Here is a 14,419-nt window from a genome sequence, read left to right on the forward strand (position 1 = left end):
CAAGCCCTAATGCCAGTCAGTTAAGGCTTTTTGTAGGAGCGAGCTTGCTCGCGAAAAACTCACAGGCGCCGCGTTCATTCAGGAAGCACGCGTTATCGTTGACGTTTTTCGCGAGCAAGCTCGCTCCTACAGGAGGCGATGTACGCTTAACTGACTGGCATTAGGGCAAGCCCCCTCCCACATTTTTTGATCTTCAGTGTGGCTTAGAGCTCACCCAACCCATCGATCAGCGCCTGGTTCTGCTCCGGCGTACCGATGCTGATCCGCAGGAACTGGGCAATCCGCTCCTGTTTGAAGTGCCGCACGATCACCCCTTGCTCACGCAGCTTGGCCGCCAGGCCGGCTGCGTCGTGCCGTGGGTGGCGGGCAAAGATGAAGTTGGCTGCTGACGGCAGCACTTCAAAGCCCTTGCCTTCCAGTTGCGCGACCAATTGGTCGCGACTGTCGATGACCAACCGGCACGTCTTCTCGAAGTACTCCCGGTCCTCGAACGCCGCCGCCGCGCCGACAATCGCCAGGCGATCCAGCGGATAGGAGTTGAAGCTGTTCTTGACCCGCTCCAGCGCCTCGATGAGGTCCGGGTGGCCCACGGCCAGGCCCACGCGCAAACCGGCCAGTGAGCGCGATTTGGACAGGGTCTGGGTCACCAGCAGGTTCGGGTAGCGGTCCACCAGGCTGATGGCTGTTTCGCCGCCAAAGTCGATATAGGCTTCATCGACCACCACCACCGAATCCGGGCTGGCCTTGAGAATCTGCTCCACGGCGTCCAGCGCCAGCACACAGCCGGTGGGCGCGTTCGGGTTGGGGAAGATGATCCCGCCGTTGGGCCTGGTGTAGTCCGCTACGCGGATCTGGAACTGCTCGTCCAACGGCACCGGGTCGGACTTGATGCCGTAGAGGCCGCAGTACACCGGATAGAAGCTGTAGCTGATATCCGGGAACAGCAACGGCAGCTCGTGCTGGAACAGGCCGTGGAAGATGTGTGCCAGGACTTCATCGGAGCCGTTACCGAGGAACACCTTGCCGGCGTCTATCCCGTAGTACTTGGCCACGGCCTGCTTGAGCAGGTCGCTGTTGGGGTCCGGGTACAGGCGCAGGTTGTCGTTCAACTCGGCCTGCATCGCAGCCAGCGCCTTGGGCGACGGGCCGTAGGGGTTTTCATTGGTGTTGAGCTTGACCAGCCTGGTCAGCTTCGGTTGCTCGCCGGGCACGTAAGGCACGAGGTCCTTGACGAAGGGGCTCCAGAATTTGCTCATGTGTTATTTCCCCTCTTCCAGGATTCGATACTCAGCGCTACGGGCGTGGGCGCTCAGGGATTCACCACGGGCCAGCACCGAGGCGGTCTTGCCCAACTCGGACGCGCCTTGTGGCGAGCAGAAGATGATCGACGAACGCTTCTGGAAGTCATACACCCCCAGCGGCGACGAGAAGCGCGCGGTGCCAGAGGTTGGCAAGACGTGGTTGGGGCCGGCGCAGTAGTCGCCCAGGGCTTCGCTGGTGTGGCGGCCCATGAAGATCGCACCCGCATGGCGAATCGACGGCAGCCAGGCCTGTGGATCGGCCACGGACAGCTCCAGGTGCTCCGGCGCGATACGGTTGGCCACTTCGATAGCCTGCTCCATGTCACGCACCAGGATCAGCGCGCCACGGCCATTGATCGATTTCTCGATGATCTCGGCACGGTCCATGGTCGGCAGCAGCTTATTGATGCTGGCGGCGACCTTGTCGAGGAACTCGGCGTCCGGGCTGACCAGGATCGCCTGGGCGTCCTCATCGTGCTCGGCCTGGGAGAACAGGTCCATGGCGATCCAGTCCGGGTCGGTCTGGCCGTCGCACACCACGAGGATTTCCGAAGGGCCAGCGATCATGTCGATACCGACCTGGCCGAACACGTGGCGCTTGGCAGTGGCCACGTAGATGTTGCCGGGGCCGACCACCTTGTCGACCTTCGGCACGCTTTCGGTGCCATAAGCCAGGGCGGCAACCGCTTGGGCACCGCCGATGGTGAACACGCGGTCGACACCGGCAATGCAGGCGGCAGCCAGTACCAGTTCGTTGATTTCACCGCGCGGGGTCGGTACCACCATGACCACTTCGGTGACGCCGGCCACCTTGGCGGGAATCGCGTTCATCAACACCGACGAGGGGTACGAGGCCTTACCACCCGGCACGTACAAGCCGGCACGGTCCAGGGGCGTGACCTTCTGGCCCAGTACGGTGCCGTCAGCCTCGGTATAGCTCCAGGAGTCCTGCTTCTGTTTTTCGTGGTAGCTGCGCACTCGGGTCGCGGCGACTTCGAGGGCCTGGCGCTGGGGCGCGGTGATGCGCGTCAGGGCCAGTTCCAGGCGTTCGCGGGGCAGGATCAGGTCGGACATGGACTTGACGTCCAGACCGTCGAACTGCCGGGTGAAATCCACCAGCGCCGCATCACCGCGCTCGCGCACGGCCTTGATAATGTCGAGGACCCGCTGGTTGACCGAGTCGTCGGACACGCTTTCCCAGCTCAGCAGATGATCCAGATGATGGGCGAAATCCGGGTCGGCAGCGTTGAGTCGGGCAATTGCAGTGGACGTGGTCATAGCGAGGGCCTCAATAGAATTGGCAAAAACTCAGGCGCCCTAAACTAGCAGTCGTTTCCGCTTGGGCACCTGAGAATTCTGGCTATGAGGCGGATAGACGGGCGCAGCTTTTCAGCTACGCGGGTGAGTCAACCGCGGTGTCGAGACTCCACTGCCTTGCGCAGGGTGTCAATCAACGCCTGGATACGGGCGTGCTGCATCTTCATCGACGCTTTGTTGACGATCAGCCGAGAGCTGATGTCGGCGATAAAGTCCTGTGGTTCGAGACCGTTGGCACGCAGGGTGTTGCCGGTGTCGACCACGTCGATGATCTTGTCGGCCAGGCCGATCAGCGGCGCCAGCTCCATCGAGCCGTAGAGCTTGATGATGTCGACCTGGCGGCCTTGCTCGGCGTAGTAGCGCTTGGCGACGTTGACGAACTTGGTGGCCACGCGCAGGCGGCCTTTAGGCTCGACATCACCGACACGGCCGGCGGTCATCAGCTTGCACAGGGCAATACGCAGGTCCAGCGGCTCGTACAGGCCTTGGCCGCCGTATTCCATCAGCACGTCTTTACCGGCGACACCGAGGTCGGCTGCACCATGTTCAACATAGGTCGGCACGTCGGTAGCCCGTACGATCAGCAGGCGAACGTCGTCCTGGGTCGTTGGGATGATCAGCTTGCGGCTCTTGTCCGGATTCTCGGTCGGCACGATGCCCGCTTCAGCCAGAAGCGGCAAAGTGTCGTCAAGGATGCGGCCCTTGGACAGTGCGATGGTCAACATGGGAAACGTCAGTCCTTCATCAGGCTATTGCTGCCCGGTCGCAAACGGCGCCAGACACAGATCGAGGCCATGACAGCCTCGATTTGAAACAAACCAGTGTCTGTAGGAGCGAGCGTGCTCGCGAAAAACGTCAACGATAACGCGTTTATTCAGACTCAACGCGGTGCCCACGAGTTCTTCGCGAGCAAGCTCGCTCCTACAATGCAGAGGGACTAGCCCGGTACGCGGCGGATTTTCGCGCCGAGCATCTGCAGTTTTTCTTCGATGCACTCGTAACCACGGTCGATGTGGTAGATGCGGTCGATGAGGGTATCGCCTTCGGCGATCAGCGCCGAGATCACCAGGCTGGCCGACGCGCGCAGGTCGGTGGCCATGACTGGCGCGCCCTTGAGCTTCTCGGTGCCGGTCACGATGGCAGTGTTGCCTTCGACCTGGATCTTCGCGCCCATGCGGTGCAGTTCGTACACGTGCATGAAGCGGTTTTCGAAGATGGTCTCGATCACGGCACCCGTGCCTTCGGCAATGGCGTTCAAGGAGATGAACTGCGCCTGCATGTCGGTCGGGAACGCCGGGTACGGAGCGGTACGCACGTTAACGGCTTTTGGCCGCTTGCCGTGCATGTTCAGCTCGATCCAGTCCTCACCGGTGGTGATTTCGGCACCGGCTTCGCGCAGTTTTTCCAGGACCGCTTCCAGGATGGTCGGATCGGTGTCCTTGACCTTGACGCGACCACCGGTGACGGCGGCAGCCACCAGGTAGGTACCGGTCTCGATGCGGTCCGGCATCACTTTGTAGGTGGCCGGGTGCAGGCGTTTCACACCGTCGATGGTGATGGTGTCGGTGCCGGCGCCGGTGATGTTGGCACCCATGGCGATCAGGAAGTTGGCCAGGTCGACCACTTCAGGCTCGCGCGCAGCGTTTTGCAGCACACTGCGGCCGTTGGCCAGGGCGGCCGCCATCATGATGTTCTCGGTACCGGTCACACTGACGGTATCAAAGAAGAAGTTGGCGCCACGCAGGCCGCCCTCCGGAGCCTTGGCCTTGATGTAGCCGCCTTCGACGTCGATGGTCGCGCCCATGGCCTCGAGGCCACGGATGTGCAGGTCCACCGGACGCGAGCCAATGGCGCAGCCGCCAGGCAATGCGACTTCGGCTTCGCCGAAACGAGCGACCATCGGGCCCAGTACCAGGATCGACGCACGCATGGTTTTTACCAGTTCGTACGGGGCGATCAGGGTCTTGATGGTGCGCGGGTCGATTTCGACGGCCAACTTTTCGTCGATTACCGGCTCGATACCCATGCGACCAAACAGCTCGATCATGGTGGTGATGTCGTGCAGGTGCGGCAGGTTGGCCACGGTCACAGGGCCATCGCACAGCAGGGTCGCAGCCAGGATCGGCAAGGCAGAGTTTTTCGCACCGGAAATGCGAATCTCGCCATCAAGGCGGGCACCGCCGGTAATAATCAATTTATCCATAAGAATCTCGACGCCTTGGGGGCTCAGGTGCGCTCGGCCCAGGCCGCGCGGCTGAAAAATTTCATAGTGACCGCGTGGATGCTGCCATCGGTGATCCACGGGTTCAAATGGGCATAGATCTGCTGCTGACGCTTGACCGGGCTGAGTGCCGCCAGTTCATCGCTAATCACGTTCAGCTGGAAGTTGCAGCCTTCGCCTTCAACTTCTACGTTCGTATCCGGCAGCTTTCCTTCGAGAAAGCTCTTAACTTCTAGGGCCTGCATGATCAACCTCTATCGGCGCCCAGTGCGCACGGGTCGCACATCATACAAAAAAGCCCCGCGCCTGCGAACCCCGCATAGCAGGACTCTGACGGGGGGCTTTATCGATAATGTGTATTAAGGATGCGCCAACAGCTCGGTCAAACCGGAAACTTCGGCGATTTCACGCATGTCTTCGGGCAATGCACGAAGGGTGACCGACTTTTTGGCCGCTTCGGCATCGCGCATGAAACACAGCAGCAACGACAAGCCGACACTGCTGGACTTGGTTACCGCCGAGCAATCCAGCACCAACGCAGGGGCCGTGCTGGTCTTGATCAGCGCCTGGCCCTGCTTGCGCAGGTCAGGCCCGGTGCGGTAATCGAGCACGCCGCTGAGGAACAGCTCGCCCGCGTCGCCGAGACGAACAGCCGACTCGGTCATTGGGCAGGTTTCCCAGCGGCTTTATCGGTCTCTTCCTTGGCCTTGGCGACTTCACCGGCCCAACCATTGATGGTTTTGTCCAGGTCGTTGCCATTGCGCTGCATGGCGTCGGCGAACTGGTCACGGAACAGCTTGCCGATGTTGATGCCATTGATGATCACATTGCGCAGTTTCCACTCGCCATTGATCTTCTCCAACGTGTACTGCACAGGGTAGACGGCACCATTGTTGCCCTTGACACTCATGTTGACACTGGTGCGGTCGCCCGACTCATCCCCGGCGGGAGCGACGGTAATGCCCTGGTTGTTGTACTCAAGCAAAGCGTTGCCATAGAACTGGAACAGGCCGCGCTTGAAGTTTTCCTGGAACGTCTGCATTTGCGCAGGGGTGGCCTTGCGCGAATATTTGACCGTCATGATGCTGCGCGAAATACCTTCAGCATCGACGACCGGGCCGACGATGGTATTCAGTGCTTCGTAGAATTTGCTCGGGTCTTGCTTGTACTGCTCTTTATTGGCAGTCAGGTCAGCCAACATCCTGTTGGTAGTGTCCTGCACCAGTTCGTGCGCAGAACCCGCTGCGTTGGCCATCAACGGCAGCGCTGCCAGCAGTACCAGGAGGCCACGTCGCAAGGTAGAGATCATGTACAGATTCCTCATTTGGCGTCTTTATTGACCGTATTGAGCAGGAATTTACCGATCAGGTCTTCAAGTACCAGCGACGACTGCGTGTCGTGGATGGTCGAGCCATCCTTGAGCAGGGCTGTTTCCCCGCCCACGCTGACACCGATGTACTTCTCGCCCAGCAGACCCGCAGTGAGGATAGATGCAGTGGAGTCGGTCGGCAGATTATCTACCTTCTTGTCCAGTTGCATCGTCACTCGCCCGGTGAAGCTGTCGCGATCCAGATCGATTGCCGTGACCTTGCCGATGGTCACACCGGCCATGGTCACTTTAGCTCTGACAGTCAAACCGGCGATATTGTCGAAGTACGCGTAAAGTTTATAAGTATCGGCGGTGGGGCTGGCCGAAAGGCCGCTGACTCGCAGGGCCAGCAACAGTAAAGCCAGGATGCCAGCCAGCAAGAAAAGGCCGACACCGATTTCCACAGTGCGGTTTTGCATCAGAAATCTCCAAACATCAAGGCGGTCAAAATGAAGTCAAGGCCCAGTACTGCCAACGAGGCGTACACAACGGTCTTGGTGGTGGCGCGACTGATCCCTTCTGAAGTGGGCTCACAGTCATAGCCTTGGAATACGGCGATCCAGGTCACTACAAAGGCGAAGACGATGCTCTTTATGATGCCGTTGAGCACGTCACCGCTGAAGGTCACGCTGTTTTGCATGTTGGCCCAGTAGGAGCCGTCATAGACGCCCAGCCAGTCCACCGCCACCCACGAGCCGCCCCAGATACCGACCACGCTGAAGATCATCGCCAGCAACGGCAGGGAAATAAAGCCGGCCCACAGGCGCGGGGCAACAATGTACTTGAGCGGGTCCACGCCGATCATTTCCAGGCTGGACAACTGCTCGGTGGACTTCATGTTGCCGATTTCGGCGGTCAACGCAGAACCTGCACGCCCGGCGAACAGCAACGCAGTCACGACCGGCCCCAGCTCACGCAGCAGCGTCAGGGCAACCATCTGCCCCACTGCCTGCTCCGAACCGTAGCTGGACAGGATATTGAAGCCCTGCAACGCCAGCACCATCCCGATGAACACCCCGGAGACCACAATGATCACCAGGGACATCACGCCCACCGAATGCAACTGCTTGATCAACAGGCCGAAGCCGCCACCAATGCCACCGCGGCCGAGCAACGCGTGGAACAGGAAAATCGTCGAGCGGCCCAGCACTTCGACGATGTCGATACCGGATCGACCGAAAAGGCGAACCTTCTCGATAAGAGATGTCTTGCGCATCAGCGCTTCCCCAGAAGGTCTGAGCGGTAATCCGCTGCCGGAAAGTGAAAAGGCACGGGGCCATCGGGATCGCCGGTCATGAATTGGCGAATACGCGGGCTGTCGGCGTTCATCAGTTCTTCAGGCGTACCCTGCCCCAGCACCTGGCCATCGCCGACTACATAAAGGTAATCGGCAATGCTCGCGGTTTCTGCAAGGTCGTGGGAGACCACGATGCTGGTGATACCCAGGGCATCGTTGAGCAGACGGATCAGGCGTACCAGCACGCCCATGGCAATCGGATCCTGGCCGACGAAGGGCTCGTCGTACATGAGGATCTGCGGGTCGAGGGCAATGGCGCGCGCCAGGGCCACGCGGCGCTTCATGCCGCCGGACAGTTCGTCGGGCATCAGGTCGATGGCGCCGCGAAGGCCCACGGCCTGCAATTTCAGCAACACAATGTCACGAATCATTTCATCGGACAGCTGGGTATGCACCCGCAACGGAAATGCCACGTTCTCGAACACATCGAGGTCGGTAAACAGCGCACCGCTCTGGAACAGCACCCCCATATGCTTGCGCGCATCGAACAGATCGCTGCGCGACAGTGTCGGCAGGTTCTGGCCGTTGACCCATACTTCACCGGCGCTGGGGCGCAATTGCATGCCCATCAGACGCAGCAGCGTGGTCTTGCCGCAACCGGACGGACCCATGATGCCCGTGACCTTGCCGCGGGGAATGCGAATATCGACGTTATTGAAGATGCTGCGCGTCCCGCGCTTGAAGGTCAGTCCCTTCAGCTCGACCGCGTAGGCGTTATCGGCACTCATCTAAACTCCTTGGGATGCAGCCTCTCACTCAGACACCATGCATGCGACAAACGTTTGCAACGGTGACGCATATAGATAGCCACATGGGCTGGGCGGACCGAACTGGCGGCGAACTATATCACTGCTGGTACAGGGCGCCCAAGGCCGGAACTGCGCTAGTTCAGTTTAAGGACAGGGAAAAAACGTTGCTGGCTATGTTACTGAGGATCGATCTCAGGCATTCGTTGAATAAAGCCTGACGAACTTGCGTGAGGGAATTGATCATTACCGCTATAATCGCCGACTTTTCGTCAGGCTATACGACTTCAGACATGAGCCAATCCAGCGACCTTATTCAATCCGCGCAACGCACCATCCGCCTCGAAGTTGAAGCCGTAGAAGGCTTGCTGGCCCATATCGACGCAGATTTCGTACGCGCCTGCGAGATGATCCTGGCCAGCAAGGGCCGTGTTGTCGTGGTTGGCATGGGCAAATCGGGCCACGTCGGCAACAAGATCGCCGCCACCCTGGCCAGCACCGGGACTACCGCATTTTTCGTGCATCCGGCCGAAGCCAGCCACGGCGACATGGGCATGATCACCAAGGATGACATCATCCTGGCGCTGTCCAACTCCGGCACCACCAACGAAATCGTGACCCTGCTGCCGCTGATCAAGCGCCTGGGCATCAAGATGATCAGCCTCACCGGCAACCCGGAATCCACCCTGGCCAAGGCCGCCGACGTGAACCTGAATGTTCACGTGGACCACGAGGCCTGCCCGCTGAACCTGGCGCCGACCTCCTCCACCACCGCCGCCCTGGTCATGGGCGACGCCCTGGCCGTGGCGCTGCTGGAAGCCCGTGGATTCACCGCTGAAGACTTCGCATTTTCCCACCCGGGTGGTGCCTTGGGCCGCCGCCTGCTGCTGAAAGTGGAAAACGTCATGCATTCGGGCGAGGAATTGCCCCACGTCCAGCGCGGCACCCTGCTGAAGGACGCGCTGATGGAAATGACCCGCAAGGGCCTGGGCATGACCGTGATCCTGGAAGCCGACGGGCGCCTGGCCGGGGTATTCACTGACGGTGACCTGCGCCGCACCCTGGACCGCACCATCGATATCCGCACCGCGACCATCGACGCCGTGATGACCCCCCATGGCAAGACTGCACGCCCTGAAATGCTGGCGGCCGAAGCTTTGAAGATCATGGAAGACCACAAGATCGGCGCGCTGGTGGTGGTCGATAGCGACGACCACCCGGTTGGCGCCCTGAACATGCACGACTTGCTGCGTGCGGGAGTGATGTAAATGACCAGCGACCTGTTGCAACGCGGCAAACACATCAAACTGGCGATTTTCGACGTTGACGGCGTGCTGACCGATGGCCGCCTGTACTTTCTCGAAGATGGCAGCGAATTCAAGACGTTCAATACCCTCGACGGCCAGGGCATCAAGATGCTGATGGCTTCGGGCGTGCAAACGGCGATTATCAGCGGCAGAAAAACCCCCGTTGTGGAACGCCGCGCACAAAACCTCGGTATTCCTCACCTGTATCAGGGCCGCGAGGATAAACTGGCGGTTCTGGACGAGCTTCTTGGCCAACTCAACCTAAGCTATGAGCAGGTCGCCTATCTGGGCGATGATCTGCCCGACTTGCCGGTCATTCGCCGAGTGGGCCTGGGCATGGCCGTCGCCAATGCGGCGACGTTTGTTCGCGAGCACGCCCATGGCGTCACCACCGCCCGTGGCGGCGAAGGTGCCGCCCGCGAGTTCTGTGAACTGATCCTGCGAGCCCAGGGCAGTCTTGAAGCGGCCCACGCCGCCTACCTATAGAGCGTTTTATGCTGAGTAAAAAGATTCGCAACTTCCTGCTATTCGGAGTCATCGCCGCACTGTTCCTCGCGGTGGGCTACTGGAATATCAGCCCGGGGCGCTTCCTCGACCAGCCTGCAGCGCAGGTTGAAGAAGGGGCTATCGACTATTACGCAACCAATGCCTACAGCGTGCAGTTCCTGCCTGACGGCAAGGTGCAGTACGAAATGACCTCGGACAAAGTCGAGCATTTGAAGGCCACCGAAGTCACCCTGCTGACTAACCCGGACCTGAACCTGTACCGCGGCACCGAGTTCCCATGGCATGTCACGAGCAAGCGTGGCGAGGTGAACCCGGACGGCACCGAGGTAGAACTGATTGACTCGGTACGCGTTGCGCGTACTGACGCCAAAAACCGTGACACCGTGATTACCAGCAGTCGCATGACCGTATTCCCACAGAAGCAATATGCGCAGACCGAGCAAGACGTTAGAATCGACGGCGCTGGCGGTGTATCGACTGGCAAGGGAATGAAAGCGTATTTGAAAGAAAGCAGGATACACCTGCTATCGAACGTAAGAGGACAGTATGAGGCTCGTTAAAACTCTCCCTATTTTGCTCGGTCTGGGCGCAGCACTGGGAAGCGTGAGCGCCTGGGCTCTGCCGAACGATAGCCAGCAACCGATCCACATCTCGGCTGACGATGCGCAACTGGATGACAAGCAAGGCGTCGCCACCTATACCGGCGGCGTGATCATCACCCAGGGCTCGATGAAGATCACCGGCAACACGGTGACACTGACGCGCACCCAGGCGGGCGATATCGACGTGGTGACTTCGGTGGGCAACCTGGCTTACTTCGAACAGAAGCAGTCGGCTACCGACACCGGCCCGATGAAGGGCTACGGCAAGACCATCCAGTATCACGCCCAGCAGAATCGCATCGTGCTGATCGACCAGGCCAAGGTACTCAGCCCCGATGGCAACTCCACGGAAGGCGAGAAGATCACCTATGACACCGTGAAGCAGATCGCCAACGCCGGTCGCGCCAATGGCAGCAAGGTCACCGCGCCACGCCCACGTATCGACATGGTTATCCAGCCGAAGAAGAAGGCCGAGTAATGGCAACCCTGAAAGCCCAGCATCTGGCCAAGGCCTATAAAAGCCGTCAGGTCGTGCGCGACGTCAGCCTGTCGATCGACAGCGGCCAGATCGTCGGCTTGCTTGGCCCTAACGGCGCCGGCAAGACCACCTGCTTCTACATGATCGTCGGCCTGGTCCAGGCGGACCAAGGTCGCGTACTGATCGACGACCTGGATGTCAGCCACCAGCCAATGCATGGCCGTGCCCGCGCAGGTATCGGCTATCTTCCGCAGGAAGCGTCGATCTTCCGCAAGCTGTCGGTATCCGACAACATCATGGCCATCCTTGAAACCCGCAAGGAACTCGACCGTGAAGGCCGCCGCAAAGAATTGGAAAGCCTGCTCCAGGAATTCCACATCAACCATATTCGCGACAACCTTGGCATGAGCCTGTCCGGTGGTGAGCGTCGTCGCGTGGAAATCGCCCGCGCCCTGGCCACTGCCCCCAAGTTCATCCTGCTGGACGAACCGTTTGCCGGCGTCGACCCCATCTCGGTCGGCGACATCAAGCAGATCATCCACCACCTCAAGGCCAAGGGCATCGGTGTACTGATCACTGACCACAACGTGCGTGAGACCCTCGATATCTGCGAAACCGCGTATATCGTCAACGATGGCCAGCTGATCGCCGAGGGCGACTCTGCCACCATCCTGGCCAACGAACTGGTCAAGGAAGTGTACCTGGGTCACGAGTTCCGCCTGTAAGGCCGCCTGCAAAAACAAGGCGGCGGCAGGTCGTTTGCCCGACGCGCGGGAGTCAATGAAAACCTCCGGATTTTTATTGTTACCGCGCTCTAGGCAAAGCCCCCGATATCAGGCATATAATTTGCTTATGTTTGGCGCTCACGCGCCCTGTCGTGGATGGCGCATTGCGCCGGCGAATAAGGTGTTAAGCCCCTGCCATGAAACCATCGCTAGTCCTGAGAATGGGCCAGCAGCTGACGATGACACCGCAGCTGCAACAGGCCATCCGCCTGCTCCAATTGTCGACCCTGGACCTGCAACAGGAAATCCAGGAGGCCCTGGAGTCCAATCCGATGCTCGAACGCCAGGAAGAAGGCGACGACTTCGATAATGCAGACCCATTGGCCGACAACATCGAGCAAAAACCCAATTCCGACGTACAGGAACCCTCCTACCAGGAAACCGCCCCCACGGTGGATAACCTTGAGGAAGGCGATTGGAACGAACGCATTCCCAACGAACTCCCGGTGGACACCGCCTGGGAGGACGTCTACCAGACCAGCGCCAGCAGCTTGCCCAGTAATGACGATGACGAGTGGGACTTCACCACCCGCACTTCCGCCGGCGAGAGCCTGCAGAGCCATCTGCTGTGGCAACTGAACCTCGCGCCGATGTCGGACACCGATCGCCTGATCGCCGTGACCCTGATCGACTGCATCAATAACCAGGGTTACCTGGACGAGACGCTCGAAGAGATTCTCGAGGCCTTCGACCCGGAACTGGACATCGAGCTGGACGAAATCGAAGCGGTCCTGCACCGCATCCAACAGTTCGAGCCCGCCGGCATCGGTGCCCGCACCCTGAGCGAATGCCTGCTGCTGCAACTGCGCCAGCTGCCCGCCAAGACCCCATGGCTCGCCGAGGCCCAGCGCCTGGTCACCGACTATATCGACCTGCTGGGCAGCCGCGACTATAGCCAGTTGATGCGGCGCATGAAGCTCAAGGAAGACGACCTGCGCCAGGTCATCGAGCTGGTGCAAAGCCTCAACCCGCGTCCAGGCTCGCAGATCGAGTCCAGCGAAGCCGAATACGTCGTTCCCGACGTGATCGTGCGCAAGGACAACGAGCGCTGGTTGGTGGAACTGAACCAGGAGTCGGTGCCGCGCCTGCGGGTCAACCCGCAATATGCCGGTTTTGTGCGCCGTGCCGACACCAGCGCCGACAACACCTTCATGCGCAACCAGTTGCAGGAAGCGCGCTGGTTCATCAAGAGCCTGCAGAGCCGCAACGAAACCCTGATGAAAGTGGCCACCCAGATCGTCGAGCATCAGCGCGGCTTCCTGGAATATGGTGACGAGGCGATGAAACCGCTGGTCCTGCACGACATCGCAGAAGCGGTGGGCATGCACGAATCGACGATTTCCCGGGTGACCACACAAAAATTCATGCATACCCCACGGGGCATATATGAGCTGAAATACTTTTTCTCCAGTCATGTCAGCACATCCGAAGGCGGCGAATGCTCGTCCACGGCGATCCGCGCAATCATCAAAAAACTGGTTGCTGCGGAAAATCAGAAAAAGCCGTTGAGTGACAGCAAGATCGCTGGTTTACTGGAGGCACAAGGCATTCAGGTCGCCCGTCGAACCGTCGCCAAGTACCGCGAGTCCCTTGGGATCGCGCCTTCCAGCGAGCGTAAGCGTTTGATGTGACGGGCGGGCCACAGCGTTCCAGTGGTGGGTATTCCTACCCGCCGCTTTATGCACTGGCAACGAAGGAGAAGCTGTATGCAAGTCAACATCAGTGGACACCATGTAGAAGTCACCCCTCCACTACGCGACTACGTCGAGCAGAAGCTGAGGAAGCTTGAGGGTCATTTCGACAAGATCACCAACGTGCAGGTCATCATGAAGGTCGACAAGCTTCAGCAGAAAATCGAAGCGACTCTTCAGATACCCGGTGGAGAAGTGGTCGCCAATGCCGAACATGAAGACATGTATGCATCAATCGACTTGCTCACAGACAAGCTTGACCGCCAACTCAAAAAGCATAAGGAAAAGAATCTGAGCCTGCTTCAGGGCACAGGTCGTTAACTCTCCCCCCATGATCCGACTTGAAACCATCCTGACCCCCGGCCGTTCCCTCGTGAACGTGCCGGGCGGCAGCAAGAAGAAAGCCCTCGAACAAATTGCCAACCTGATCAGCAGCCAAGTGCCTGAACTGGAGATGCAAGATGTCTTTGAGGCTCTGATTGCCCGTGAAAAACTCGGCTCCACCGGTTTTGGCAACGGCATCGCCATTCCCCACTGCCGCCTCAAAGGCTGCGAGTCACCTGTCAGCGCCCTGCTGCACCTGGACGCACCTATAGATTTCGACGCGATCGACGGCGCCCCGGTAGACCTGCTGTTTGTTCTGCTGGTCCCACAGGCCGCCACCGATGCACACCTGGAACTGCTTCGGCAGATCGCAAGCATGCTCGACCGCAAGGAAGTACGCGACAAACTGCGCAGTGCCAGTAGCAACGAGGCGCTGTATCAAGTTGTCCTGGATGAGCAAAACGGGCAGTAATC

General features: G+C 59.7%; 18 protein-coding genes. 8 read left to right on the plus strand and 10 right to left on the minus strand.

Annotated features, from left to right (window positions below):
* Positions 1-203: 203 nt before the first annotated feature.
* The 10 genes from hisC to BFQ01_RS03870 form a co-directional block, all read right to left on the minus strand.
* Complete coding sequence (hisC, locus tag BFQ01_RS03825) at positions 204-1,256, minus strand: histidinol-phosphate transaminase (protein ID WP_065924285.1); 1,053 nt, start codon at positions 1,254-1,256, stop codon at positions 204-206.
* A 3-nt stretch (positions 1,257-1,259) separates the two neighbouring features.
* A complete protein-coding gene (hisD, locus tag BFQ01_RS03830) occupies positions 1,260-2,579 on the minus strand; it encodes a histidinol dehydrogenase (protein ID WP_065924286.1) in 1,320 nt (439 codons plus the stop codon).
* Positions 2,580-2,707: 128 nt separating this feature from the next.
* The gene (gene hisG / locus BFQ01_RS03835) at positions 2,708-3,343 is read right to left on the minus strand and encodes an ATP phosphoribosyltransferase (RefSeq protein ID WP_003188599.1); all 636 of its coding nucleotides are present in this window, start codon (positions 3,341-3,343) and stop codon (positions 2,708-2,710) included.
* A gap of 212 nt (positions 3,344-3,555) precedes the next feature.
* Positions 3,556-4,821, minus strand: a complete 1,266-nt coding sequence (murA, locus tag BFQ01_RS03840) for a UDP-N-acetylglucosamine 1-carboxyvinyltransferase (protein WP_034102217.1) — start codon at positions 4,819-4,821, stop codon at positions 3,556-3,558.
* Between the two features lie 23 nt (positions 4,822-4,844).
* Positions 4,845-5,084 (minus strand): BolA family protein, encoded by a 240-nt coding sequence (locus BFQ01_RS03845; protein WP_027604803.1) that lies wholly within the window; start codon positions 5,082-5,084, stop codon positions 4,845-4,847.
* A gap of 114 nt (positions 5,085-5,198) precedes the next feature.
* Complete coding sequence (locus tag BFQ01_RS03850; protein WP_065924287.1) at positions 5,199-5,504, minus strand: STAS domain-containing protein; 306 nt, start codon at positions 5,502-5,504, stop codon at positions 5,199-5,201.
* Entirely contained in the window at positions 5,501-6,148 is a 648-nt protein-coding gene (locus BFQ01_RS03855; protein WP_065924288.1) for an MlaC/ttg2D family ABC transporter substrate-binding protein, read from the minus strand. Before BFQ01_RS03855 ends, BFQ01_RS03850 begins: the two co-directional genes overlap by 4 nt.
* Before the next feature lie 11 nt (positions 6,149-6,159).
* Positions 6,160-6,627, minus strand: a complete 468-nt coding sequence (gene mlaD / locus BFQ01_RS03860) for an outer membrane lipid asymmetry maintenance protein MlaD (protein ID WP_003171814.1) — start codon at positions 6,625-6,627, stop codon at positions 6,160-6,162.
* Positions 6,627-7,424 carry a lipid asymmetry maintenance ABC transporter permease subunit MlaE gene (gene mlaE / locus BFQ01_RS03865; protein WP_010213107.1) on the minus strand — a complete coding sequence of 266 codons (798 nt, stop codon included), beginning with the start codon at positions 7,422-7,424 and terminating at the stop codon, positions 6,627-6,629. Before mlaE ends, mlaD begins: the two co-directional genes overlap by 1 nt.
* Positions 7,424-8,233, minus strand: a complete 810-nt coding sequence (locus BFQ01_RS03870; protein ID WP_065924289.1) for an ATP-binding cassette domain-containing protein — start codon at positions 8,231-8,233, stop codon at positions 7,424-7,426. The genes mlaE and BFQ01_RS03870 overlap by 1 nt, the downstream gene beginning before the upstream one ends.
* Before the next feature lie 311 nt (positions 8,234-8,544).
* Here BFQ01_RS03870 and BFQ01_RS03875 point away from each other — a divergent pair, with 311 nt between their 5' ends.
* From BFQ01_RS03875 to ptsN, 8 genes are all read left to right on the plus strand, one after another.
* Positions 8,545-9,519: a KpsF/GutQ family sugar-phosphate isomerase gene (locus BFQ01_RS03875; RefSeq protein ID WP_027604806.1), complete on the plus strand. Its 975-nt coding sequence runs from the start codon at positions 8,545-8,547 to the stop codon at positions 9,517-9,519.
* Positions 9,520-10,044 carry a KdsC family phosphatase gene (locus tag BFQ01_RS03880; protein WP_065924290.1) on the plus strand — a complete coding sequence of 175 codons (525 nt, stop codon included), beginning with the start codon at positions 9,520-9,522 and terminating at the stop codon, positions 10,042-10,044.
* Between the two features lie 8 nt (positions 10,045-10,052).
* Complete coding sequence (lptC, locus tag BFQ01_RS03885; RefSeq protein ID WP_065924291.1) at positions 10,053-10,625, plus strand: LPS export ABC transporter periplasmic protein LptC; 573 nt, start codon at positions 10,053-10,055, stop codon at positions 10,623-10,625.
* On the plus strand, positions 10,612-11,145 hold the full coding sequence (gene lptA, locus BFQ01_RS03890) for a lipopolysaccharide transport periplasmic protein LptA (protein WP_027604809.1): 534 nt from the start codon (positions 10,612-10,614) through the stop codon (positions 11,143-11,145). Before lptC ends, lptA begins: the two co-directional genes overlap by 14 nt.
* Complete coding sequence (gene lptB / locus BFQ01_RS03895; RefSeq protein WP_027604810.1) at positions 11,145-11,870, plus strand: LPS export ABC transporter ATP-binding protein; 726 nt, start codon at positions 11,145-11,147, stop codon at positions 11,868-11,870. Before lptA ends, lptB begins: the two co-directional genes overlap by 1 nt.
* 197 nt (positions 11,871-12,067) lie before the next feature.
* The gene (locus tag BFQ01_RS03900; protein WP_065924292.1) at positions 12,068-13,561 is read left to right on the plus strand and encodes an RNA polymerase factor sigma-54; all 1,494 of its coding nucleotides are present in this window, start codon (positions 12,068-12,070) and stop codon (positions 13,559-13,561) included.
* A gap of 75 nt (positions 13,562-13,636) precedes the next feature.
* Positions 13,637-13,942 carry a ribosome hibernation-promoting factor, HPF/YfiA family gene (gene hpf, locus BFQ01_RS03905; RefSeq protein ID WP_027604812.1) on the plus strand — a complete coding sequence of 102 codons (306 nt, stop codon included), beginning with the start codon at positions 13,637-13,639 and terminating at the stop codon, positions 13,940-13,942.
* A gap of 10 nt (positions 13,943-13,952) precedes the next feature.
* Complete coding sequence (gene ptsN / locus BFQ01_RS03910; RefSeq protein WP_065924293.1) at positions 13,953-14,417, plus strand: PTS IIA-like nitrogen regulatory protein PtsN; 465 nt, start codon at positions 13,953-13,955, stop codon at positions 14,415-14,417.
* Positions 14,418-14,419: the final 2 nt, after the last annotated feature.

It is taken from the genome of Pseudomonas sp. 8 R 14 (genome assembly GCF_900005955.1).
GTDB classification, from domain to species: domain Bacteria; phylum Pseudomonadota; class Gammaproteobacteria; order Pseudomonadales; family Pseudomonadaceae; genus Aquipseudomonas; species Aquipseudomonas marginalis.

Excerpts from the sequence above, each read along its gene's own strand:
- BFQ01_RS03875 (WP_027604806.1), top strand. The coding sequence starts at position 8,545 with ATGAGCCAATCCAGCGACCTTATTCAATCCGCGCAACGCACCATCCGC.
- hisG (WP_003188599.1), bottom strand. The coding sequence starts at position 3,343 with ATGTTGACCATCGCACTGTCCAAGGGCCGCATCCTTGACGACACTTTG.
- mlaE (WP_010213107.1), bottom strand. The coding sequence starts at position 7,424 with ATGCGCAAGACATCTCTTATCGAGAAGGTTCGCCTTTTCGGTCGATCC.
- BFQ01_RS03870 (WP_065924289.1), bottom strand. The coding sequence starts at position 8,233 with ATGAGTGCCGATAACGCCTACGCGGTCGAGCTGAAGGGACTGACCTTC.
- BFQ01_RS03880 (WP_065924290.1), top strand. The coding sequence starts at position 9,520 with ATGACCAGCGACCTGTTGCAACGCGGCAAACACATCAAACTGGCGATT.
- murA (WP_034102217.1), bottom strand. The coding sequence starts at position 4,821 with ATGGATAAATTGATTATTACCGGCGGTGCCCGCCTTGATGGCGAGATT.
- BFQ01_RS03845 (WP_027604803.1), bottom strand. The coding sequence starts at position 5,084 with ATGCAGGCCCTAGAAGTTAAGAGCTTTCTCGAAGGAAAGCTGCCGGAT.
- BFQ01_RS03855 (WP_065924288.1), bottom strand. The coding sequence starts at position 6,148 with ATGATCTCTACCTTGCGACGTGGCCTCCTGGTACTGCTGGCAGCGCTG.
- hisC (WP_065924285.1), bottom strand. The coding sequence starts at position 1,256 with ATGAGCAAATTCTGGAGCCCCTTCGTCAAGGACCTCGTGCCTTACGTG.
- BFQ01_RS03900 (WP_065924292.1), top strand. The coding sequence starts at position 12,068 with ATGAAACCATCGCTAGTCCTGAGAATGGGCCAGCAGCTGACGATGACA.
- lptA (WP_027604809.1), top strand. The coding sequence starts at position 10,612 with ATGAGGCTCGTTAAAACTCTCCCTATTTTGCTCGGTCTGGGCGCAGCA.
- hisD (WP_065924286.1), bottom strand. The coding sequence starts at position 2,579 with ATGACCACGTCCACTGCAATTGCCCGACTCAACGCTGCCGACCCGGAT.
- BFQ01_RS03850 (WP_065924287.1), bottom strand. The coding sequence starts at position 5,504 with ATGACCGAGTCGGCTGTTCGTCTCGGCGACGCGGGCGAGCTGTTCCTC.
- hpf (WP_027604812.1), top strand. The coding sequence starts at position 13,637 with ATGCAAGTCAACATCAGTGGACACCATGTAGAAGTCACCCCTCCACTA.
- lptC (WP_065924291.1), top strand. The coding sequence starts at position 10,053 with ATGCTGAGTAAAAAGATTCGCAACTTCCTGCTATTCGGAGTCATCGCC.
- lptB (WP_027604810.1), top strand. The coding sequence starts at position 11,145 with ATGGCAACCCTGAAAGCCCAGCATCTGGCCAAGGCCTATAAAAGCCGT.
- ptsN (WP_065924293.1), top strand. The coding sequence starts at position 13,953 with ATGATCCGACTTGAAACCATCCTGACCCCCGGCCGTTCCCTCGTGAAC.
- mlaD (WP_003171814.1), bottom strand. The coding sequence starts at position 6,627 with ATGCAAAACCGCACTGTGGAAATCGGTGTCGGCCTTTTCTTGCTGGCT.